At 71.9% G+C, this 21,472-nt stretch carries 17 protein-coding genes and 1 pseudogene; 15 read left to right on the top strand and 3 right to left on the bottom strand.

Annotation, left to right across the window (positions count from 1 at the left end):
• Positions 1-336: 336 nt before the first annotated feature.
• The 7 genes and pseudogenes from OG429_RS33000 (at position 337) to OG429_RS32975 (ending at position 11,060) form a co-directional block, all read left to right on the top strand.
• A complete protein-coding gene (locus OG429_RS33000; RefSeq protein WP_328930570.1) occupies positions 337-612 on the top strand; it encodes a hypothetical protein in 276 nt (91 codons plus the stop codon).
• On the top strand, positions 540-2,693 hold the full coding sequence (locus OG429_RS32995) for an MMPL family transporter (RefSeq protein WP_328930493.1): 2,154 nt from the start codon (positions 540-542) through the stop codon (positions 2,691-2,693). The genes OG429_RS33000 and OG429_RS32995 overlap by 73 nt, the downstream gene beginning before the upstream one ends.
• Positions 2,690-4,164, top strand: a pseudogene (locus OG429_RS41540) (beta-ketoacyl synthase N-terminal-like domain-containing protein); the annotation flags it as partial. The gene OG429_RS32995 and the pseudogene OG429_RS41540, both read left to right, overlap by 4 nt.
• Positions 4,156-7,371: an aminotransferase class I/II-fold pyridoxal phosphate-dependent enzyme gene (locus tag OG429_RS32990; protein WP_443051316.1), complete on the top strand. Its 3,216-nt coding sequence runs from the start codon at positions 4,156-4,158 to the stop codon at positions 7,369-7,371. The pseudogene OG429_RS41540 and the gene OG429_RS32990, both read left to right, overlap by 9 nt.
• 11 nt (positions 7,372-7,382) lie before the next feature.
• Positions 7,383-8,231, top strand: a complete 849-nt coding sequence (locus OG429_RS32985; RefSeq protein WP_328928914.1) for a 4'-phosphopantetheinyl transferase family protein — start codon at positions 7,383-7,385, stop codon at positions 8,229-8,231.
• Positions 8,203-10,647: a SpoIIE family protein phosphatase gene (locus OG429_RS32980; RefSeq protein WP_328928913.1), complete on the top strand. Its 2,445-nt coding sequence runs from the start codon at positions 8,203-8,205 to the stop codon at positions 10,645-10,647. Before OG429_RS32985 ends, OG429_RS32980 begins: the two co-directional genes overlap by 29 nt.
• A gap of 176 nt (positions 10,648-10,823) precedes the next feature.
• The gene (locus OG429_RS32975) at positions 10,824-11,060 is read left to right on the top strand and encodes a response regulator transcription factor (RefSeq protein WP_328928912.1); all 237 of its coding nucleotides are present in this window, start codon (positions 10,824-10,826) and stop codon (positions 11,058-11,060) included.
• 10 nt (positions 11,061-11,070) lie between these two features.
• On the opposite strand, the gene OG429_RS32970 is transcribed toward OG429_RS32975, so the two are convergent.
• Positions 11,071-12,087, bottom strand: coding sequence for a serine/threonine-protein kinase (locus tag OG429_RS32970; RefSeq protein WP_328928911.1), 1,017 nt, complete (start codon positions 12,085-12,087; stop codon positions 11,071-11,073).
• A 439-nt stretch (positions 12,088-12,526) separates the two neighbouring features.
• Here OG429_RS32970 and OG429_RS32965 point away from each other — a divergent pair, with 439 nt between their 5' ends.
• Both OG429_RS32965 and OG429_RS32960 read left to right on the top strand, forming a co-directional pair.
• Positions 12,527-12,964, top strand: coding sequence for a hypothetical protein (locus tag OG429_RS32965; protein ID WP_328928910.1), 438 nt, complete (start codon positions 12,527-12,529; stop codon positions 12,962-12,964).
• A gap of 273 nt (positions 12,965-13,237) precedes the next feature.
• On the top strand, positions 13,238-13,750 hold the full coding sequence (locus OG429_RS32960; protein WP_328928909.1) for a hypothetical protein: 513 nt from the start codon (positions 13,238-13,240) through the stop codon (positions 13,748-13,750).
• On the opposite strand, the gene galK is transcribed toward OG429_RS32960, so the two are convergent.
• Both galK and galT read right to left on the bottom strand, forming a co-directional pair.
• The gene (galK, locus tag OG429_RS32955; RefSeq protein WP_328930491.1) at positions 13,729-14,895 is read right to left on the bottom strand and encodes a galactokinase; all 1,167 of its coding nucleotides are present in this window, start codon (positions 14,893-14,895) and stop codon (positions 13,729-13,731) included. The genes OG429_RS32960 and galK overlap by 22 nt on opposite strands.
• Positions 14,896-14,972: 77 nt before the next feature.
• Entirely contained in the window at positions 14,973-16,022 is a 1,050-nt protein-coding gene (gene galT, locus OG429_RS32950; protein WP_328928908.1) for a galactose-1-phosphate uridylyltransferase, read from the bottom strand.
• 136 nt (positions 16,023-16,158) lie between these two features.
• Between galT and OG429_RS32945 the strand changes: the two genes are divergently transcribed.
• The 6 genes from OG429_RS32945 to OG429_RS32920 all read left to right on the top strand — a co-directional run bounded on the left by OG429_RS32945 (position 16,159) and on the right by OG429_RS32920 (position 21,422).
• Positions 16,159-16,968, top strand: coding sequence for a DeoR/GlpR family DNA-binding transcription regulator (locus tag OG429_RS32945; RefSeq protein WP_328928907.1), 810 nt, complete (start codon positions 16,159-16,161; stop codon positions 16,966-16,968).
• A 116-nt stretch (positions 16,969-17,084) separates the two neighbouring features.
• The gene (locus OG429_RS32940) at positions 17,085-17,441 is read left to right on the top strand and encodes an effector-associated constant component EACC1 (RefSeq protein WP_328928906.1); all 357 of its coding nucleotides are present in this window, start codon (positions 17,085-17,087) and stop codon (positions 17,439-17,441) included.
• A complete protein-coding gene (locus OG429_RS32935) occupies positions 17,438-18,922 on the top strand; it encodes a caspase, EACC1-associated type (protein WP_328928905.1) in 1,485 nt (494 codons plus the stop codon). Before OG429_RS32940 ends, OG429_RS32935 begins: the two co-directional genes overlap by 4 nt.
• Positions 18,923-19,168: 246 nt before the next feature.
• Positions 19,169-19,804 (top strand): ATP-binding cassette domain-containing protein, encoded by a 636-nt coding sequence (locus OG429_RS32930; RefSeq protein ID WP_328928904.1) that lies wholly within the window; start codon positions 19,169-19,171, stop codon positions 19,802-19,804.
• The gene (locus tag OG429_RS32925; RefSeq protein WP_328928903.1) at positions 19,801-20,667 is read left to right on the top strand and encodes a metal ABC transporter permease; all 867 of its coding nucleotides are present in this window, start codon (positions 19,801-19,803) and stop codon (positions 20,665-20,667) included. The genes OG429_RS32930 and OG429_RS32925 overlap by 4 nt, the downstream gene beginning before the upstream one ends.
• Positions 20,625-21,422 carry a metal ABC transporter solute-binding protein, Zn/Mn family gene (locus tag OG429_RS32920; RefSeq protein WP_328928902.1) on the top strand — a complete coding sequence of 266 codons (798 nt, stop codon included), beginning with the start codon at positions 20,625-20,627 and terminating at the stop codon, positions 21,420-21,422. Before OG429_RS32925 ends, OG429_RS32920 begins: the two co-directional genes overlap by 43 nt.
• Positions 21,423-21,472 lie beyond the last annotated feature (50 nt).

Here is a 21,472-nt window from a genome sequence, read left to right as displayed (position 1 = left end):
TGCATTCCGCCCGGGGAAACGGGTCGGGATGATATTTCGACCTCATTTCCTCCGGGAATTCCCCGGTGAGGGCGCACTTCAAATAAACCCTGCCGGGGGACGTGCGTCACGCCACTTCAACACGTGGCTTGACGCAGAAAATGAATCTTGGTAAAAGCTGGGCTTCTTCGACCGGCGGAGGCCGGTGCACCCTGCCCGCGCCCCGACCCGCCCCATCGGCTCCTGTCAAGTGACGAGTAGCCGGGACTGGGGCTACGTCCCTCCTCCGGGCCACGGTGGCAATCGACCTTCCTGCGCAAGAGCAGGAGCGATACGCCATCCGCATCGGAGGCCCTGATGTCCCGTCGTGCACGGGGACGCTTCGTCACCGGCCGTCCCCGCCTCGTGCTACTCGCCGCGCTCGTCTTCCTCCTGCTGTCCGCCGTGTTCGGTGCGGACGCGACCGGCCGTCTGAAGACGCAGGGATACGACGATCCGCGGTCCGAGTCCAGCCGTGCCGCCCGTGTGGCGGCCGAGCACCTGGGGGAGCGTCCCCCAACCTGGTCGTCGTCGCACAGGCCCGCAGCGGTTCCGTCGACGGCCCGGCAGCCCGGGATGCGGGCGAGGACCTGACCAGACGCCTCGCCGCCCAGCCGCATGTGAGCGCCGTGACCTCGTACTGGACCTCCGACGCCGCGGAGCTGCGCAGCCGGGACGGCCATGCGGCCATGCTGGTCGCACACGTGGACGGTGAGGGCGAGCAGCTCGGAACGCGCATCAAGCAGCTGAGCGAGGAGCTGACCACCCCGACGGCTGCCACGACGGAGCTGACCGTGCGTGTGGGAGGGACGGCGCTCGTCGACGCCGAGCTCCAGGACATCTCGGAGTCCGACCTGAAGCGGGCCGAGGCCGTCGTCCTGCCGGGAACCCTGATCCTGCTGGTCCTGGTGTTCGGCAGTGTGGTGGCCGCCGCGCTGCCCCTGCTGATCGGGGTTCTGGCCGTCGCCGGAACGCTGCTGGTCCTGAGCGTTCTCGGCGCCGTCACCGATGTGTCCGTGTTCGCGCTGAACCTCACGACGGCGCTCGGCCTGGGGCTGGGCATCGACTACGGGCTGCTGATCGTCTCGCGGTTCCGTGAGGAGCTCGCCAAGGGATGCAGGCCGCGCAACGCCGCCATCCGGACCGTCCGCAGCGCGGGCCACACGATCGCCTTCAGTGCCGCGACGGTCTGCGCCGCGCTCGCGACGCTGCTCGTCTTCCCGCCGTACTTCCTGCGCTCCTTCGCCTACGCGGGCATCGCCGTCGTGGCGATCGCGGCGGTGAGCGCCGTGACCGTACTGCCGGCCCTGCTCACGCTGCTCGGAAAGCGGGTCAACGCCTGGCCCGTGCCGTGGCGCCGCCGGGCCCACGCCGGCTCGCGGTCGCGCCTGTGGGAAGGGCTGGCGCGGTTCGTCGTACGCCGCCCGCTGATCGCGGCGCTGCCCGTGATCGGCCTGCTGCTGGTGCTCGCCGCGCCCTTCGCGCACGCCGGCTTCGCCACCCCCGACGACCGGGCGCTGCCGGTGAGCGCGTCCAGCCGTCAGACCGGCGACCTGCTGCGCGACGCGTTCGAGATGAAGGGTTCCAGCGCGCTCACGGTCGTCACCACGGGTACGACGGCGTCCCCGTCGGCGCAGGAGGACTACGCCCGCCGGCTGTCCGCGCTCCCCCAGGTCGCCCAGGTCGTGGGGCCCGGCAGCAGCTTCCGGAACGGAGAGGAGGCAGTGCTCTCCGGCGGCGGATCCATGGCCGGGCCCGCCGGCACCGGCCAGGTCCCGCTCTCCGTGGTGCCGCTGGCCGACCCCCGCTCGCGCGCGGCCCAGCAGCTCGTGCACGACATCCGGGCGACTCCCGCCCCGGCGGGCACCGACGTCCTCGTCGGCGGACAGAGCGCGGTACTGGTGGACGCCAAGGACACGGTGGGAGACCGGATCCCGCTGGCGCTCACCCTGATCACCGTCACCACGTTCGTTCTGCTGTTCGGCTTCACGCGCAGCCTGCTCCTGCCGCTGAAGGCGATCGCGCTGAACGCCCTGGGCCTCGCGGCCGTCCTCGGTGCCATGGTGTGGATCTTCCAGATGGGCCATCTGCACCACCTGCTCGATTTCACGCCCGGACCGCTCAGTACGACGATGCCGGTGCTGCTGTTCTGCATCGTCTTCGGGCTCTCGGTGGACTACGAGGTGTTCGTCCTCGCGCGGATCAAGGATGCGCACGACGCCGGGCAGGACAACGCCCGCTCGATCGTCTCGGGCCTCGCCCACACGGGCGGCATCGTCACGACCGCCGGTGCCCTGCTCGCGTTCACCCTCCTGAGCTTCGGCACCTCCCAGGTCTCCCTGCTGCAGTTCTTCGGGATCGGCGCGGGCCTCGGAGTCCTCCTCGACGCCACGCTCGTACGGGGCGTCCTCGTACCGGCGCTCATGCGCCTGGCGGGTGGCCTGAACTGGTGGGCGCCGCCGCTGCCGAGGCTCAAGGTGCCGCGCCCGGCGACCCGTCCTCCCCCGGCCGTCCCTCCGGACCCCGTCCGGAGAGACCCCCGGCAGCACCCCTCCGTCCCCACCTCTTTCCATCCCCCGACCCCGCCCGCCGCCGACCACCAGGGCGCCTGCCCCGTCCCCGCGCCCCGGCTGCTTCCCGCCCGGGCCATCGCGACCAAGGAAGACTCCTCATGACCGACATCGCCATCACCGGACTCGGCTGCCGCTTCCCCGGCGCCCCCGACATCCGCGCCTACTGGAACCTCCTGCTGAGCGGAGAACGGCAGTTCTCCTCCGTCCCGGCGGCACGCTGGAACCACGAGCCCTTCCACGAGCCCGGCAACACGTCGGCCCCCCATGCCTCGTACACCGACCAGGTCGCCTTCCTGGACGACGTGGACCGCTTCGACGCCGTGCACTACGGGGTGCCGCCCTCCCGCGCCCAGGCCATGGACCCGCAGCACCGGCTGATGCTCGATGTCGCCCGCGAGGCCCTCGACGACGCGGGGCTGGGCCGCGGCGACTTCGACCGGGAGAACACCGGGTCTTCCTCGGGATTTCGGTGTCCGACTACAAGGACCTCATGGCGGCCCCCCTCCGGGCCATGGCCCTGGCCGAGGAGTCGCAGGCGGCGGACCACCCCGGCAGCCTGGACGCCGTCAAGGAGCAGGCGGAGCGGTTCGGCCCCCTCCATGCCTTCAGCCTGCCCGGGAGCCTCCTCAACATGGCGTCCGGCACCGTCAGCCGCCAGTTCGACCTCGGCGGCCCCAGCTTCGCCGTCGACGCCGCCTGTTCCGGCTCCCTGGTCGCCCTCGACCAGGCGATCGCACAGTTGCGCCAAGGCACCTGCCGGATCGCCGTCGTGGGCGGCGTGTACCTCAACCTCACCCCCGACAGCCTGGTCGGCTTCTCCAGGCTCCGCGCGCTGTCCGCCACCGGGGTGTGCCGTCCGTTCGACGAAGGGGCCGACGGCTTCGTCCTCGGCGAAGGCGCCGGTGCCGTCGTCATACGGCCGCTCGCCGACGCACTCGCCGACGGCGACCGCGTCTACGCGGTGATCAAGGGCATCGGCTCGGCCAACGACGGCGCGTCTCCCGGACCGCTGGCACCCACTCCCGAAGGCCAGCTGCGCGCCATGCGCCGCGCGTACGACGACGCCGGTGTCGCCCCTTCCTCCGTGGCCTTCCTGGAGGCCCACGGCACCGGCACCACCGTCGGCGACCGCGCCGAGGTGGAGGCGCTGCGCCGACTGCGCACCGAGTACCCCGACGACGACCCCTCTCTGTGCTACCTCGCCGCCGGCAAGGCCCTCATCGGGCACTCCCTGTCCGCGGCGGGCATCGCGGGACTGATCAAGACGGCCCTGGTCGTCCACCACGACACGATCGTGCCGCAGCCGGAAACGACCCCGCATGCGGACCTGGGCGTCTGCGCCGCGGGCCTGCGGTTCGCCGACACCGCGCGGCCCTGGCCGAGCGGGAGCGCCCCGCGGCGTGCCGCCGTCAGCTCGTTCGGGTTCGGCGGCACGAACGTCCACGTGGTTCTGGAGGAGCGGCCCGCCGCCCCGGCCCCCGCCGGCATCCCGGTACGCCCCCAGGGCGCCGGGCCTCAGCTCGTCCTGCTCTCCGCCGGCAACCCCGAGCTGCTGGACCGGTACATGGGCGACGTACTCGACACCGTGGACGTCGCACCCCGCCCGCCGCTCGCGGCACTGGCCCATACGCTGGGCGCGCGCGTGCCGCTGACGACCCGGCTCGCGATCGTGGCCACCGGCACCGACGAGTTCATCCAGCGGCTGCGCCGCGCCCGCCGACAGCTCGCCGACGGTGCCAGGGGCGATCTCGGTGACGGCGCCTTCGCCGCCGACGCCCCCCTGCCGGCCGCGCAGCGCCGCATCGCCTTCCTCTTCCCCGGTCAGGGCAGTCAGCGGCCGGGCATGATGCGGGACCTGTACGAGAGGTCCACCGGCTTCCGGGCAACCGTCGACGCCCTGGGCGCCGTGGCCCGGCGGGAGGCCGGCTTCGACCTCACCGATCTGCTGTACGGCGAGGCCGCGACCACCCGCGGCGACGCCGAGGAGCTGAGGGAGCGGCTCGCCGCCACCGATGTGTGCCAGCCCCTGCTCGGTACCGTCCAGCTGGCCGCCACCCGTCTCCTCGCCGACTGCGGAGTCACCGCCGACCTCGCCCTCGGCCACAGTCTCGGAGAGTTCGCCGCGGCCGCGGCGGCCGGAGCGCTCACCGCCGAGGACACCGTCCGGCTGCTCGTCCACCGGGGCGCGGCCCTCCGGCAGGCCGAGACGGGCCTGCGGGGCGGGATGCTCGCCGTACAGAGCGACAAGGAGACCTGCCGCAGGCTCAGCAACGGCATCGACGACGTGTGGCTCGCCTGCTTCAACCAGCCGCGCCAGGTCGTGGTGAGCGGCACGCCGCGAGGACTCGCCGCCATGCGGCAGGCCTGCGCCGAGGCCGGGATCGTCACGGTGGCGCTGGAGGTGTCGAACGCCTTCCACTCGCCGCGCCTGGCCTCCGCCGACGAAGCCATGCGCGCGGACCTCGCCGACCTCCCCGTCCGCAGCCCCGTCCTGCCGTTCGTCTCGTCCGTGAACGCGGCGGTCTGCACCGACCCCGAACGGCTTCGCCGGCTGTGGGCCCGTCACGCGTCCACGCCGGTCCACTTCGACGGTGCCGTCCGTACCGCCTACGACGAGGGGGCCCGCGTCTTCCTCCAGGTGACCGGCGGCAACTCGCTCCTCACCTCGGTCCGCCGCAACCTCGCCGGTCACGACGACGTCCACGTCGTCGCCGCCGCGGGGGTGGCGCCGGACGACGGACACGGTTTCGTCCGCGCGCTCGCACGGCTCGCGGTCCTGGGCGCCCCGGTCGACCCGCGCGCTCTGGTTCCCGAGGAAGACCGACGTCTGATCGACCTGCCGGTGGCGAGGCTCGACGCCCAGTCCTACTGGGTGCGGGCCGGGCGCCCCGCGAAGCAGGACGCCCCCGCCGCCGACCTCCCGCCCCAGCCCCAGCCCGTACCGCATCAGGAGACCCCGATGGACCACCCGACGAACGAACGGACGGCCGACCCGGTGAACGACGCCATGAGCGAACTGCTCCAGCTGGTTCAGCAGCAGGTCAGCCTGCTCACCCACCTCGGCAGGGCGCTCACCGCACAGCCTGCCGCCGACGTCGGCCCGCCCGCTCCTCCGGCCCCGGCCCCGGCCGCCGAGGCGCTTTCGCCGACCGGGGGCATCGACGAGGTCACGGACCAGGTCACGGACGGGGTCACGGACGAGGTCACCGACACGGTGCTCGCGCGGGTAGCCCGGATCAGCGCGTTTCCCGTGAGTCACCTGCGCGACGACCAGCTGCTGATCGACGATCTCGGTTTCGACTCGCTGATGCTGACCGACCTGTTCACCTCCCTCACGCGGCAGTGGCCGCGGTGGACGTTCGACGAAAGGGCCGCTGACCGGCCGACCGTCGGGAGCATCGCCGCGATGATCGCGAGCGACTGCGCGGGCACGGCACCGGCGGCGTTCCCCGGCCAGCGCGCCGTGCACGGCGGCGAAGCCCCGCCGGCGCCGCCCGCCGACCCGCCCACGGACCGGTCCGCGCCCGACGCCTCCGCCACCGCCACCGCCCCGCTCCCCGAGGAGCACACGCGGATCGACCGCTTCCCGGAGGTCACCGCCCACGACGAGCGCATCGCCGCGTTCGCCCGGACGGGGCTGCCCAATCCGTACTTCCTCGTCCACGAGGGCGGCATGACGGACAAGACGGTCATCGACGGCCGGGAGCTGCTCTCCTTCTCCAGCTACAACTACCTGGGCATGGCCACGCACCCCCGGGTGAGCGAGGCCGCCAAGGAGGCGATCGAACGCTGCGGCACCTCGGTGTCCGCCAGCCGGCTGCTGTCCGGCAGCCGTCCGCTCCACCTGGAACTGGAGACGGAACTCGCCGCCCTGCTCGGATGCGAAGACGCGATCACTCTGACCAACGGGCACGCCACCAACGTCAGCGTGATCGGGCACCTCGTCGGAGTGGGGGACCTCGTCATCCACGACTCCCTCGCCCACGACAGCATCCTGCAAGGCTGCAAGCTCTCCGGCGCGACCCGGCGGCCGTTCCCCCACAACGACGCGGCCGCCCTCGACGCCGTCCTCGGGCAGGTCCGCCACCAGTACCGGCGCGTGCTCGTCGTCATCGAAGGCGTGTACAGCATGGACGGCGGGATCGCCGATCTGCCCGCCCTCGTAGAGGTCAAGCGCCGGCACGGCGCGCTGCTGATGATCGACGAGGCGCACAGCATCGGAACCATCGGCGCGACGGGGCGCGGAATCGGCGAGCACTTCGGCGTCGACCGGGCAGCCGTCGACCTGTGGTCGGGCACCCTGTCCAAGGCGCTGGCGAGCTGCGGTGGCTACGTCGCCGGGACGCGCTCGGTCGTCCAGTACCTGCGCTACACCGTTCCGGGCTTCGTCTACAGCGCCGGCATGACCCCGGCCGACACGGCCGCATCGCTGGCCGCCCTGCGGCTGCTGCGGGCCGAGCCGCAGCGCGTGGCCCGTCTTTCGGAGAACGCCGCACTGTTCGTCCGCCTCGCGCGGGACGCGGACATCGACATCGGCGACAGTCACGACACGCCGATCGTCCCGTGCATCGTCGGGGACTCGCTGCGGACCCTCCGGCTGGCGGAGGCCCTGTTCCAGCAGGGCATCAGCGTCAACCCCATCCTCTACCCGGCCGTACCGGAGGAGCTGGCCCGGCTGCGCTTCTTCGTCACCTGCGACCACACGCCCGACCAGATCCGTCAGGCGGTGACCGCGCTGGAGCACGAACTGCGGCAGCCGGCCACGGCCGCCGTCGCCTGACCCCCGCCGCCATGCCCACCACATTCCGGTCGATCGCGCCGGGTCGGATCCACCGATGGGGCGGAGCCGGCCTCGTGGTGGCCCGGCGCGCGGACCTCCACGGGGCACCGCCTCTCACGCGGGCCGAACAGCGCGTGGTCCGCGCGCTGCCGGCCTGGCGGCAGGCCGAGTGGCTGGCCGGCCGCCTGCTCGCCAAGCGCCTGGTCGGCGAGGTCGTCGGAGCGCCGGGGAACGAAGTCGAGGTCCTTCCGCGTGCCGACGGCAGCCCGTACGTCGTCGTCGGCGGCAGCCCGATGCCCGCCCTGCACGTCTCCGTCAGCCACACCGCCCGCCATGTCGCCGCGGCCCTCGCACCGGAACCGGCCGGTGTGGACCTGTGCGAGACCGGCTCGGCCGCCGCGGTACGCCGCGTCGCGGACCGCGTCCTGTCCCCCGAGGAGCTCTCCCTCATCGGCACGGACCGGCCCGAGGCCATGGCCGGTGCCTGGGCCCTGAAGGAAGCCGCGGTCAAGGCCGACCGGACCGGCATCTTCAGCGCCGCTCCGCGCCGCATCGTGATCCTCGGCCTTCGGCCGCCCGCACTCAGCGGCCGGCGCCGCGCGATGGTGTGGCGGGCGGGGGACACGGTCCTCGCCCTCGTCCTGGCGCATCCGGCCACGCCACCGGGCGTCCCGGCAGCCTCCTCCTCGGGTCCGGCCGGCTGTGCGCCCCGTGACCGGACTGCGTTGGTGCTCCTTGCCCCGCCGGATCATGCTTGTCAGTGGAGCCCCTGGCCGTACAGGTTCCCGTGGGACAGCGGGCAAGGAACTAGCGAGGGCGAGATGAGCGGCGATGGAGCGACTTCCCACCTCTCCTGGTGAGCGGCCGGCGCAGTCGAGCGCCTCCCACGGGTCGGCGTACACGGCCACGGCCACCATCAGCGAGCAGGGTGTCGTGACCGAGTGGAGCGAGGAAGCCCGTCGACTGCTCGGCTACGTACCCTCCGAGGTCGTGGGGCTGTCCGCCGCCCAGCTGCTCGCCGATGACGTCGGCGATACGGCGCGGCGGATCCCGCCCGAGCAGCAACGGTGGAGCGGGACCGTGGCGCTGCGGCACCGGGACGGACGTCGGCTGGAACTGGGACTGCTCGCGCACCGCTGGACGTCCACCGGCGGGAGCGCCAAGTGGTTCGTGGTGTCCGCCGTGACCGGTGGGGAGTCCCGCACGTCCTGGGAGGATCCGCTGAACGAGTGGGCGTTCACCCAGTCCCCCTGCTTCCTGGCGGTCTTCGACGAGGACCTGCGGCTGGTGCGGGCGAATGCTGGCGTGGAGCGCACGCTGTCCCTCACCGAGGCCGGGATGCGCGGGCTGCGCCTGCCGGAGATCGCGCCGGATCCCACCAGCGACGAGACCGAACGGAAGATGCGCCTGGTGCTGGAGACCGGTGAGCCCCAGTCCGTGGACGCCTTCGTCCGCCCCACGGGTGCGGGCGCGGAGCGCAGCTGGACGACGTCGCTGGCCCCTTTGCGGGACCCGGACGGCCGGGTACGCGCCGTGTGCCTGGCCGCGCACGACAGGACCGGGATCGAGGTCGACCGGCAGCAGATGCTCCTGCCGGACGCCGTCGGCGCCGTCGGCGCCATCGGCACCACCATCGACAGCGCCCGCACCGCGCAGGAGCTGGCGGACGCCGCCGTCCCCCGGCTCGCCGACTTCGCGGTCGTGGACCTGCTGGAACCTCCCCCGCGCGGCGACGCGCCGTCATCCGGTCCGGTGGCCGGTCCGGTAACCGTGCGCCGTACCGCTGTGCGGCCGGTCCTCGTGGGAGGCGCGGAATCCCCGGTCCCGGTCGGAGGGACGGTTGTCTATCCGCCGCTGTCGCCTCCCGCCGAGTGTCTGGCCGCAGGCCGTGGCGCCGTGTACGGGACGGCCGACGCGGCCGTCGCCCGGTGGCTGAGCGAGGACCCCGGGGCTGCCTGGATCGGCGAGAACGGCACCCACTCGATCGTCGTGGTGCCGCTGCGTGCCGGGGGTGCCACTCTCGGCCTGGCCGTCTTCGGCCGTCACGAGCGCCCGGAGCCCTTCCAGCCGGAGGACCTGCGGCTGGCCGAGGAGATCGCCACCAGAGCCGCCGGCGGCATGCACACCGCGTACCGGTACAACCGGGAGCACACCAACACCATGACGCTGCAGCGCAGCCTGCTCCCGCAGACGCTGCCCGATCATGCGGCACTCGAGATCGCCTCCCGCTACCTGCCCGCCGGTGGCCAGGCCGGCGTGGGCGGCGACTGGTTCGACGTGATCCCGCTGTCCGGCGCGCGGGTGGCCCTGGTCGTGGGCGATGTCGTCGGCCACGGCATCCGTGCCGCCGCCACCATGGGCCGGCTGCGCACCGCGGTCCGTACCCTGGCCGACGTCGACCTGCCGCCCGACGAGCTGCTCACCCACCTCGACGACCTCGTCATCCACCTCTCCGCCGACGAGGCGGACCAGGAAGCAGCCGGGGAAGCCGCCGCCTTGGGCATCGGCACCACCTGCCTGTACGTGGTCTACGACCCGGTCACCCGCCGCTGCACCGTCGCCCGGGCCGGCCACCCCCCGCCCGCCGTGGTCTCCCCGGAAGGTTCCGTCTACCTCCTCGACGTCCCGGCAGGCCCGCCGCTGGGCCTGGGGGGCCTGCCCTTCGAGACCGTCGACGTCGAGCTTCCCGAGGGCAGCGTCCTCGCCCTGTACACCGATGGCCTGCTCCAACTCCGCGACCACGACATCGACGACGCCCTGGACAGCATGTTCGTAGCCCTCAGCCAGCCCGCCTCCACGCTGGAGACGGTCTGCGACCGTGTGCTGACAGCTCTGCTGAGCCACCCTCCCGACGACGACGTCGCCCTCCTCGTCGCCCGGACGCGGGCCCTCCATTCCGACCGGGTCGTCGTCCTGGACCTGTCCTCCGACCCCTCCGTCGTCGCCCAAGCCCGTCGGCACGCGAGCGACCAGCTGACGGCGTGGGGGCTCGAAGAGGCCTCGTTCGTCACCGAGCTCCTGGTCAGCGAACTGGTCACCAATGCCATCCGGTACGGCCAGCCGCCCATCCAGCTGCGGCTGATCCACGAGAAATCCACCCTGATCTGCGAAGTCTCCGACGCGAGCAATTCCGCCCCGCACATGCGGCGTGCGCGGATCTTCGACGAGGGAGGGCGGGGGCTGCTGCTGGTCGCCCAGCTCGCCCAGCGCTGGGGCACCCGGCACGCCCCCATCGGCAAGACCATCTGGGCCGAGCAGTCCCTCGTCGGGTACTGAGGCTCCGGTTGCAGGAAGACGTTCCCTGTGACGCGCCTGTGACAGTCGGCGGACACGGTCATGAAGTCGCGCGGCCAAGCTTTTCAACAAGGGCAAAACCGACATTTAGGTACATGCCCCCCTGCTTTCAAGGGTGCGAGCAGTGATGACCGATCCGACCCGTCGGAGGGAATCTCGTGAGCCTCGCACTCGCCACGCCGCACACCGAACCCCCTGCGCCCACCCCCTCACTCGCCCCGCGCGAGCAGGAGGCACTGCGCCACATCGCCGCCGGGTGCACCTACCTGCAGACGGCCCGCCAGATGGGGCTCTCCAAGCACACGGTCGACGCCTACCTCCGCCGCATCCGGGCCAAGCTGGGCATCAACAACACGGCGGAACTGACCCGGCTGGCCGTCTCCCTGGGCCTGTGAGCGCGGTGCCCTACGGCCCGCCGGACGGGCCGCGGAAGACCGGCAGGGCCCAGGCCGGAGGCTCCGGTGGCGGTACGAGGGTCTCCGATGCCCCGGGAGGCCGGGGATCCACCCGGGCCGGCTGATCAGCACGCTCGCCGACGCCGCCCCCGGTGGCGGCGCGCAGGGCCGCCACGAATTCCAGGCAGGATCCGTACCGGTCCTCGGGGACCTTCGCCAGGGCCTTCGCCAGGACCTCGGAGGCGGCGGGTTCGATCTCCGGCCGCTTCTCGGTCAGGGGCGGCGGCGGGTCGTACTGATGCGCCCACAGCAGAGCCGCAGCGTCCCCGTCACGCTCGAAGGGCGGCCCGCCGGCCAGTGTTTCGTACACGACACAGGCGAGGCTGTAGAGATCGCACCTGCCGTCCACCGGCCTGCCGGAGATCTGTTCCGGCGCCATGTAGTCGAGCGTGCCGACGAATTCCCCCGCGGTGGTGAACCCGCTCAGCGACAGCGACTTCTTCGTCAGTCCGAAGTCCGTGAGATAGACGTGCTCGGGGTGCTCGCTGTCGGTTCCCGCGGCGACCAGGATGTTGCCGGGCTTGACGTCGCGGTGCACCAGATCGTGCTCATGGGCCGCGTCGAGTGCCGATGCCACCTGGGCGGCGATACGCAGGGCGGTCGGAACGGGGAGCGGCCCCTCCCGGTCCAGCAGGACCCGCAGGTCCGGACCGGGGACGTAGCGCATGGCGATGTACAGGACGCCTTCGGTCTCACCCGCTTCGAAGATCGGCACGATGTGCGGGTGGTCGATCGAAGCGGCCACCCGCGATTCGTGGGTGAAGCGGCGTCGGAAGGTGTCGTCGCGGGCGCGCTCGGGGGCGATCAGCTTCAGCGCGACCGTACGGTCCAGGCGCAGGTCCTTCGCGCAGTAGACGACGGCCATGCCACCGCGGCCCAGCAGCCGCTCGACCCGGTAGCCGGCGATCTGCTTCCCGATCAGGCCGGAGGCCCGGCCCGTGTACGCGCTCAGGTTCGATGCCGTCATCAGGCACCCCCCTCACCCGGCCGGCCCGGCGACACCTCGGCGCCGCTGCCGTGCCCCTGGGCAAAGGTGCCGATCATGCCGACCCCGTCCTCTATGGTCCGCGGCCGGCCCCCGCACGCGGAACCGCTTCGACGCGATGGCGCCGACTCGGACACGCGGTCGACGCGACAGGCCGCCTTTCCTTCTCTGAAAGTCTATCCAGGATCCACACGAGTGCCCGTTCAGCACGTCATCCGGCATGACTCCCAGCTTTTACCAAGATTGATTTTCGGCGTCAAGCCACGTGTTCAAGTGGCGTGACGCACGTCCCCCGGCAGGGTTTATTTGAAGTACGCCCTCACCGGGGAACCCCGGAGGAAATGAGGTCGAAATATCATCCCGGCCCGTTTCCCCGGGGCGGTACAGAACCCCTCTTTTTTATACCGAATGGAGAATTCCCATGTTCGAGCTCTTCTCGACCCGTCGTGTCGTTCTGGCCGGAGCTTCCCTGGCGCTGGTGGGTGGCGGTATCGCCCTTCCGGCGACCGCGATGGCCGCCCCGGCCGCCGCCCCGCAGCAGGCCGTCACCCTCGCCCATAGCGACGACAGCGCCGACGGCATCGGTACCGGCGGCGACGCCAACGCCGAGAACACCACGGTCGGCGGTGAGGCCACCGGCGGCGCCGCGAACTCAGGTGTCGGCAACTGCAAGGGCAAGTGCGAAATCACCACTGGTAACGCCACAGGCGGCAACGCCAGCGCCGACGCCACCAACCTGGGCGACGCCACGGCCGTCGGCGGTGACGGCACCGGCACCGGCGGCACCGTGAACAAGGTCAACAAGCAGGTCATCAAGAACCAGCTCAAGCAGGACCTGAAGCAGAAGCTCGGTAAGTGACGACACCGACAGCCCCGCGGCCCCCGGGATTCCGTCCCGGGGGCTGCGGCACGACACAGCAGACGCCGGAGAGGCCCCCAGCCTCTCCGGCGTCCGGCTGCTGACACCGGTCCACAGGACGACGCACGCCGCGCCCCTCGACGACCGGGGGCGGCCCCCTGGTCTTCCCTGGTAGACGTCGGGCACCATCACTGTGCTCGATCCGCTCGACGCACCACCTGCACCGTCCCATCCCGGTCCCCGAGCCGACGGTCACCCCGCAGGAGGCCTCCAGTGAAGACCCGCTCCGTCCTCACCTCTCTCGCCCTCGTCCTCGGCGCGCTCTTCGCGCCCGGCTTCGGGGTACTGGTCGCCACGACCGGTGCCCACGCCGCCGCCACCAAGATCAGCCATGCGACCGCGACCTCGATGTTCCGCCAGGTCGGCATCACGTGGTCGTCGTCCGGCAACTGCTCCGACCGGAACAACCCGACCTGCACGTCCTTCGAGCAGGTCAACCTCGCCACCGCGCAAGGAGCCCAGACCCTCAAGCGCGCCACCGGGTGCGCCCTCAACATCACCGGCGGGACCGAGACCGGGCACGCGAGCGGCACGTACTCGCACTGGAACGGGTACAAGCTCGACTTCGCGAAGGGCACGTGCGTCACCAACTACATCAAGAACACCTTCACCTACATCGGCGTACGCGGCGACGGTGCGCCGATGTGGCGGTCCAGCTCGGGGAACGTCTACGCCGACGAAGGCAGCCACTGGGACGTCCTCTACTACAACTGCGGCGGCTGCTGACGGCTTTCGGGCGTGAGGCGCCGGGCGCCCGCGGCGGGGGTGGCGGCGAGGACGCGCGGGGAACGGTGCCCGGCGGCGGCGAAGGCGGCCGTGACGGCGCCACCCACCGCGCTCTCCTCGCCGGCCCGCACCAGGGCGATGACGGAGCCTCCGAAGCCGCCACCCGTCATCCGGGCGCCGAGCGCCCCGGCACCGACCGCGGCGGTCACCGCGAGATCGGTCTCCGGGCAGGAGACGCGGTAGTCGTCACGGAGCGAGGCGTGGCCTTGGTCGAGGATCGGACCGAGCGCCGCCGCGTTGCCCTCCCGCAGCCGGGAGACCGCTTCGGCGACCCGGGCGTTCTCGGTCACCACGTGGCGCACCAGGGGGACGAGCTCCGCCGGCAGGGCGTCCAGGGCCCGCGGGAGTTCCCCGGCGGGCAGGTCGCGCAGGGCCGGCAGGCCGAGCAGCGCGGCCGCGCGTTCGCAGCCCGACCGCAGGGCGGCGTACGCCCCGTCGCCGAGGTCGTGGCTGACCCTGGTGTCGATCACCAGCAGCCTCAGCCCTTGGCCCCGCAGGTCGAAGGGCACGTGCTGGTGGCGCTCCGGGCTCCGGGCGTCGAGGTGGAGGGCCGCCCCGGCGGTGCAGCAGACGGAGGCCATCTGGTCCATGATTCCGCAGGGGACCCCGACGAACGCGTTCTCCGCGCGCTGGGCGATCCGGGCCAGTTCGGGCCCGGACAGGCGCAGCCCGTACAGCTCGTCGTACGCGACGGCCACCGCGCACTCCAGCGCGGCGGAGGAGGAGAGTCCGGCGCCGGTGGGCACCGTGCTGTCGAAGTGGAGGTCCGCGCCCCCGACCGGGTGTCCCGCCTCGGCGAGTGCCCAGACCACGCCGGCCGGGTAGCCTGCCCAGCCGGTCACGGTGCCGGGGGCCAGCGCGGCCACGGCCAGTTCGGTGATCCGGCCGTCACCTTGTGCGCTGTGCAGCCGCAGCCGCCCGTCCGTACGGCCGCGGGCGGCGAGCAGGGTGCTCTGGGGGAGGGCCATCGGGAGGGCGAACCCGTCGTTGTAGTCGGTGTGTTCGCCGATCAGGTTGACCCGGCCCGGTGCCGCCCAGACCCCGTCCGGAGAGTCGCCGAAGAGCCGTCGGAAGGCGTCCGCCACCCGGTCGGCACGGCTGTCGTCGTCGGACTCGTCCCACCGGTCCGGTTGGTCCGACTGGTCCGACTGGTCCGTACGGTTCACGAGAGGGCCTCCCGAAGTCGCTGCGCGGCCGCCTCGGGGGCCACGTCGTTGATGAAGGCTTCCGTCCCGGACTCCGTCCCGGCGAGGAACTTCAGCTTGTCGGCGGTCCGGCGGACGGTGAACAGCTCCAGGTGCAGGGCCAGTTCAGCGCCTCCGGTGCGCGGAGCCTGGTGCCAGGCGGAGACGTACGGCGTGGGAGCCGCGCCCTCCGGCTGCCCGGGGACGGGGAAGAGCCGGTCGAAGCGGCGCAGCAGGTCCAGGTAGATGCCGGGGAACTCGGCCCGCTCGGCCTCGGTGAGACGGGTCAGGTCGGGGACGCGGCGGTGCGGGTAGAGGTGCACCTCGTAGGGCCAGCGGGCGGCGTACGGCACGAAGGCCGTCCAGTGCTCCCCGGCCGTCACCACGCGCTCGGTGGCGGCGCGCGCGCCTGCCAGCAGGTCCTCGAACAGGTTGCGGCCGGTGGCGGCGCGGTGGGCGGCCGCGGCGGCGGCCATCTTGACGGTGCGCGGCGTGGTGAAGGGGAAGGCGTAGATCTGGCCGTGCGGGTGAGGGAGCGTCACCCCGATCTCGACGCCCCGGTTCTCGAAGCAGTACACCTGCTCGACGCCCGGGAGGGCGGAGAGCTCCGCGGTGCGGTCGGTCCACGTGTCCAGGACCAGGCGAGCGGCGGCCGGGGTGAGGTCGGCGAAGCGGGCCTCGTGGTCCGGGGTGAAGCACACGACCTCGCAGCGGCCGGCCGCGCCCGCGAGGGAGGGGAAGCGGTTCTCGAAGACGGCCACCTCGTAGTCGGCGGCGGGGATCTCTCCGAGCCTGCCGTCCCGGGAGGGGCAGAGCGGGCATTCGCCGGCCGGCGGGTGGTAGGTGCGGCCCTGCCGGTGGGAGGCGATCGTGATCCAGTCGCCGGTCGCCTCGTCCTGCCGCAGTTCCGGGCGGCTCTGCACACGGTCCAGGGGGCGCCGGTCGGGCGCCTCGCGTACGGCGCTCTCGTCGGTGTCGAAGTAGATCAGTTCGCGACCGTCCGCGAGTTTCGCGAGTGTTTTCTTCACCTGGCAAGAATAAACAGACCTCAACACCAATCACCAGTGAGGCGGCCAACATGTCCCGGACTCCCCCATACTTCAACAACATTGCTGTGCTATCTTGCTGCCTTCTGACCGGATTCGCCGACACGCGGGAGTGACCGTGGCCGAGCAGGCTGCTCAGCTGGCCCACCAGCGACGTGCGCTCATCCTGGACGCGGTCCGCCGCGACGGCGCGGTCCGCGTGGCGGACCTGGTCGGGCAGCTCGGCGTCTCGGACATGACCATCCGCCGGGACCTGGATGCCCTCGCCCGGCGCGGCGCCGTGGAGAAGGTCTACGGCGGGGCCGTCGCCGCGGCCGGGACCAGTGGCCACGAGCCGGGATTCGACGCCAAGGCCGACCTGGAGGGCGCCGCCAAGGCCGCCATCGCGGAGACGGCCGCGGCCCTGGTGGAACCGGGGAGCGTGGTCGCGGTCTCGGGCGGCACGACCGCGCACGCGGTCGCCGCACGGCTGCTCGGCGTCCCGCGGCTCACGATCGTCACCAACTCCCTTCCGGTGGCGGAGCTGGTGCGGGCGGCCGGCGGGGATCCGGCGGCCGGTGCCCCGGCCCTGCTGCTCACCGGCGGCTCCCCCACCCCCTCGGCCGCGCTGGTCGGACCGCTCGCCGACCTGGCGATCGGTTCCCTCCACGTGGATCTGCTCGTCCTCGGCGCGCACGGGGTGACGGAGGAGGCCGGGCTGACCACCCCCAATCTCATGGAGGCACAGACCAACCGGGCACTGGTCGCCTCGGCACGGCGGGTCGCCGTCGTGGCCGACCACAGCAAGTGGGGAGTGGTCGGACTCAGCGGATTCGCGGCGCTGGACCAGGCCGACTGGTTCGTCACCGACGCCGCGATGCCCCCCGCGGCCCGCGCCGTCCTCGCGGACACGGTGGGCGAGCTCCTCGTCGCGGGCGAGCAGCACTGAGCCTGCGCCCTCCAAGATCGGAGGAGAAGACCGGGTTTCGGGAAAACCGGCCGCCTCCTCGCTCCGGCGGAGGTACCGTCGCGCCTACGTGCGGAAACGAACGCGGAGGAGCGGTCATGGAGTTCGAGGTTCGGGTGGAATCCGATCCGACGGGGGCGGACATCCGAAGCCTGGCCGACTGGCTGGCGCGGGACGCGGACGTACGCGCGGCCAAGGCCACCGTCACCGTGCTGGAGTCCGAGCAACGGCCTGACGAAATGGGCCCCTTGGCGGACGCCGTGCAGGTCCTGCTGGAGCCGGACGGGGTTCTCGTCGCGGTCGTGACCGCCGTGGGCGTCTGGCTGGAGTCCCGTGGCCGCCGCACGCGCATTCGCGTGCGGCAGGGGGACACCGAGGTGGAGATCGACAGTGCCGACGTGGACGACCCCGAGGCGGTCGCCGAGTCGATCCTCCGGGAGATCCAGGAGAAGTGATCCCGAACGACTTCCCGGACCTGTCGCAGTCGGGCGCCGTGCTCGTGGGGATCGATTCGTTCGAGCACGACAGGCTCCCGGACCTGCCTGCCGTTCCGAACAACGTCCACCGCCTCCAGTCGATCCTCTCGGACCCCACGATGGTCGGTTTTCCCACGGAGCGCGTGGACGTGGTGGGCGCCGATGCCCGGCCCGCCGAGGCGATGGCCACCCTGGAGAAGTCGGCGAAGGGCGCGGAGGACGTCCTCCTCTTCTACTACTCCGGCCACGGCGTGCTCGTGGGAAGCCAGTCCGAACTGCACCTGACGTTCCGTGACAGCGATCCGGGGAGGGCCTGGACGACCCTCCCGTTCTCGTACGTCGCCGATGTGGTCAAGTCGGCGGCGGCGCCGGTCAAGATCATCGTTCTGGACTGCTGCTTCAGCGGCCGCGGCGCGAAAGACCTCATGGGCGACGAGGCTTCGGAGATCTCCGACCAGTTGAAGGCGGAGGGGGTCTACGTCCTCACGGCGACTTCCGGTACGAAGAAGGCCAAGGCGCCGATCGGCGCCGAGCACACGGCCTTCACAGGGGCGTTGCTGGAGGTGATCTGCGAGGGGATTCCCGGAGCCGGCGCGGGACTTTCCATGGAGTCCCTCTACCAGGAGACCCGGCAGCGCATGCGCCGCAGCAATTGGCCGCTGCCCGAGCAGTACAACACGCACAGCGCCAACCGGACAGTGATCGTCAGGAACGTCGCGCACGGATCCGGCACCGGGTCTCCGGGCCATCCGCGGAGACTGGACATGTCCCGGTCCCGGGCCGTCGTCGTGGAGTCGTTCCGTTTCGACGACCCCGATTTTCACGATCTCCACGAGAGCTTCATCGCCGGACTCGATCAGGCACTGGTGCACCCGTCCGGAGCAGGTTTCGCGGAGGAGCACCGTTACGCCCTCCAGAACGCCGGCCGAGACCAGATCATGCGGACGGTCGTCCGGGCGGCATCGGAGGCGGAGGATCTCCTCCTCGTCCACCTTTCGGGGCTCGGCGAGTTGAGCGAGACCGACGATCTCTACTTTCCCGCCAGGGACTCGATAGCGTCCGAGCCGTGGTCGCAGGTCTACATCTCCGACCTGCTCGGGTCCCTCAGGCGCACCGCGGCACACGTGGTCCTCTTCCTCGACTGCTCCTACGCAGGGTCGGTGATGATCGGCGCTTCGAGGCTCGAAGACTGCACCGTCATCTCCTCCTGCGGGCCTCGTGAGGCCGCGTTCCTGCACAGCGGCTTCACCGAGACCCTGCTCAAGGTGCTGCGCGAAGGAGTGCCCGACGCACCTGCCCATCTGAACGCCCTGGACATCTACCGGGAACTCCAGTCCGGGATGGCACGGCAGAAACCGCGCTTGTCGGTGAGCAGTACCACCGGGATGCCGTGCCTGGTCGAGAACCACCACCCCGAAGCGAGACCGCTCACGCCGCACGTGTGCCTGATGGAGCGCTAAGCGGCCTCGGGGCCGGACGACGCGGGGACGTGCCCTACTTCCCCGAGGCCGCTTAGGGCCTGTCCTCCGGGCTCCGCACGCGGCCGTACCACCTCCTGCGAGTGGTCGAGCAGGCCGTCCGGCTGCAACCCGTACGGAAACGGTTTCCGCTCGGCGGGAACCCCAGCCCCCCGGCATCCGACTACTGCCGCGTGGGAGACGGAACGTCGTCTTCCCACGCGGCGGCGGACGATCGAGAGGCGTGTGATGGGCGGGCTGGATGTACGCATGCGGGAGGTCGCCTGCCGGCACGGCCGGGTGGAGGCCGTCGCCGACGTGGATCTGGAGATCGCAGCCGGTGAACGCGTGGCACTGACCGGGACCAACGGCTCGGGCAAGACCACGCTCCTGCGCGCCGTCCTCGGCCTGCACCGCCAGGTGACGGGCTCGATCCTGGTCGGCGGCCGGGACGCCCGCTCGCCCGCCGAGTGGGCGTGGCGGCGCCGGGCCTGCGCCTGGATCCCGCAGAAACCCGCCGCCGGCCGCTTCCCCCTCCTCGGCGCCGAACTGCTGGCCGCCGGCGGCGCTCCGGCGGAGGCGGCCGAGGCCGCGGGCCGGCTGGGGGTGGGTCCGCTGACCGAGCGGCCCCTGCACACCCTGTCCGGCGGGCAGTTGCAGCGCATGTACCTGGCCCGGGCGATCGGCTGCGTGGCCGCCGGCGCCCAGGTGCTCCTGGCCGACGAGCCCACCGCCGCCCTCGACTTCGACGGCCAGTCGGAGGCCGCGGACGTCCTGGCCTCCCTGCCGGTGACGCTCGTCGTGGTGACGCACGACCGCGCGCTGGCCGAACGCTGCGACCGCGTAGTGGAGATGGCCGCGGGCCGGCTGCGGGAGGTCCGGTGACCCTCGCCACCGCCGATCTCGGCACGCTCCTCCACCTGCTGTCCGTGCAGCGGGCCGGCTTGGCCCTGCTGCTGGCCGCGATCGGCCTGCCGGTCATCGGAGTGGTCATCGTCGGGCTCGACATCATGCCGGTCCGGTTCGCGATGATGCACGTCGCGCTGCTGGGCATCGCCGTCGGCCTGCTCACCGGACTCGATCCCATGCTGTGCGCGCTGGTGGCCTGCGCCCTGGCCGGTGCGGGCGTGGCGCCGCTCGCCCGCACTCCGGACGGGCTGTCGGGGGCGATGGGCTTGCTGATGAGCCTGGCCATCGCCGCCGCGCTGCTCGTCCTGGCCGTGTCGGGGGTCAACGCCTCCGGCGCCTTCGCCCTGTTGTGGGGTTCGATCCTGTCGGTGGGCACGGCCGACCTCGTGGTGCTGGGCGTACTGGCCGTCGTCGTACCCGCCCTGTTCTGGTGGCGGCGGCGCGAGATCGCCCTGCTGCTGTACGACCGTGAGCTCGCGCAGTGCTCCGGGGTCCCGGTGCGGGCACTGACCGCGGCGCTCCTGGTACTGGTCGCCGTCGCGGTCGCCGGGGCGATCAAACTCACCGGCGCTCTGCTCGTCGACGCCCTGACCCTGCTGCCCGCACTCGCCGCGCGCCGCCTCGGCAGCTCGCTGAGGTCGATCACCCTGTGGGCGGTCGGCATCGGTGTCGCGGTGAACCTGACGGGGTTCCTCCTGGCCCTGTGGCTGGACTGGCCGCCGGGGCCGGTCCTCGTCCTGACGGCGGGGGTACTGGTCCTCGCCGTCCATCTCATACCCGAACGGAGAATCAGCTCATGGCGCGCACCCGCGTCCGTATCCCTTCCCTCCTCGCACTGAGCACGGCACTCTTCCTGGCCGCCGGCTGCGGGAGTGACGCCTCGTCCAAGGACGGCAAGCAGCAGCACGACGGGAAGCCGGTCGTGGTCGTCACCACCACCTGGGAGGGCGCCCTCGCGAAGGCGGCCGGAGCCGAGGACATCAAGGTCATCGTGCCGCAGTCCGTGCATCACGCGCCGGACTACGACCCGAAGCCCTCCGACCTCGCCGCCGTGGCCGAGGCCGACTTCGTGCTGTACGCGCCCTTCGAGCCGTACGCCGCGAAGATCAAGGAGGCGGCCGGTTCCAAGGCGAAGCTGGTCGAGGTGAACCTGGACAACGACCCCGGCAAGGTGAACGCCGAGGTCGACAAACTGGGCAAGCTGTTCGGCACCGAGAACGCGGCCGCCACGTGGAAGTCCGGCTTCGACACCGAATACGCGAAGCTGAACCAGGAACTCCAGGCCGCCTGGCCCGGCGGCAAGAGCCCCTCCGTGGTGGCCCAGGTCTTCACCGCGTGGTCGGCGAAGCTCTCGGGCGCCACCGTGGTGGGCACGTACGGGCCCGAGGCCGTGACCCCGGCGCAGCTCGCCGAGCTCTCCGCGAAGAAGCCGGCGCTCGTACTGGACAACGCGCACATGTCCACCGGCACGGTCCTGCCCGATTCGGGCGCCAGGCAGGTGAAGATCGTCAACTACCCGGGTGAGGACCTCGACCTGCTGCCGGTCTACCGCAACGCGGCTGCCGAGCTGAAGAAGGCCATGGCCGCCTCCTGAGCGGACGGCAGGGCGGGAAGGGGCCCGGCGGCATGAAGCCGCCGGGCCCC

The sequence above is a fragment of the Streptomyces sp. NBC_00190 genome, from assembly GCF_036203305.1.
In the GTDB taxonomy this organism is placed as follows: Bacteria; Actinomycetota; Actinomycetes; order Streptomycetales; family Streptomycetaceae; genus Streptomyces.
The sequence above is the reverse complement of the archived record's forward strand: the minus strand, read 5'-3'. Positions and strand labels throughout refer to the sequence as shown.

What these genes read in the sequence shown, in the direction of transcription:
- OG429_RS33000 (WP_328930570.1), top strand. Translation starts at nt 337, where the DNA reads ATGTCCCGTCGTGCACGGGGACGCTTCGTCACCGGCCGTCCCCGCCTC.
- OG429_RS32990 (WP_443051316.1), top strand. Translation starts at nt 4,156, where the DNA reads ATGGGCGACGTACTCGACACCGTGGACGTCGCACCCCGCCCGCCGCTC.
- OG429_RS32985 (WP_328928914.1), top strand. Translation starts at nt 7,383, where the DNA reads ATGCCCACCACATTCCGGTCGATCGCGCCGGGTCGGATCCACCGATGG.
- OG429_RS32980 (WP_328928913.1), top strand. Translation starts at nt 8,203, where the DNA reads ATGGAGCGACTTCCCACCTCTCCTGGTGAGCGGCCGGCGCAGTCGAGC.
- OG429_RS32970 (WP_328928911.1), bottom strand. Translation starts at nt 12,087, where the DNA reads ATGACGGCATCGAACCTGAGCGCGTACACGGGCCGGGCCTCCGGCCTG.
- OG429_RS32965 (WP_328928910.1), top strand. Translation starts at nt 12,527, where the DNA reads ATGTTCGAGCTCTTCTCGACCCGTCGTGTCGTTCTGGCCGGAGCTTCC.
- OG429_RS32940 (WP_328928906.1), top strand. Translation starts at nt 17,085, where the DNA reads ATGGAGTTCGAGGTTCGGGTGGAATCCGATCCGACGGGGGCGGACATC.
- OG429_RS32930 (WP_328928904.1), top strand. Translation starts at nt 19,169, where the DNA reads ATGGGCGGGCTGGATGTACGCATGCGGGAGGTCGCCTGCCGGCACGGC.
- OG429_RS32920 (WP_328928902.1), top strand. Translation starts at nt 20,625, where the DNA reads ATGGCGCGCACCCGCGTCCGTATCCCTTCCCTCCTCGCACTGAGCACG.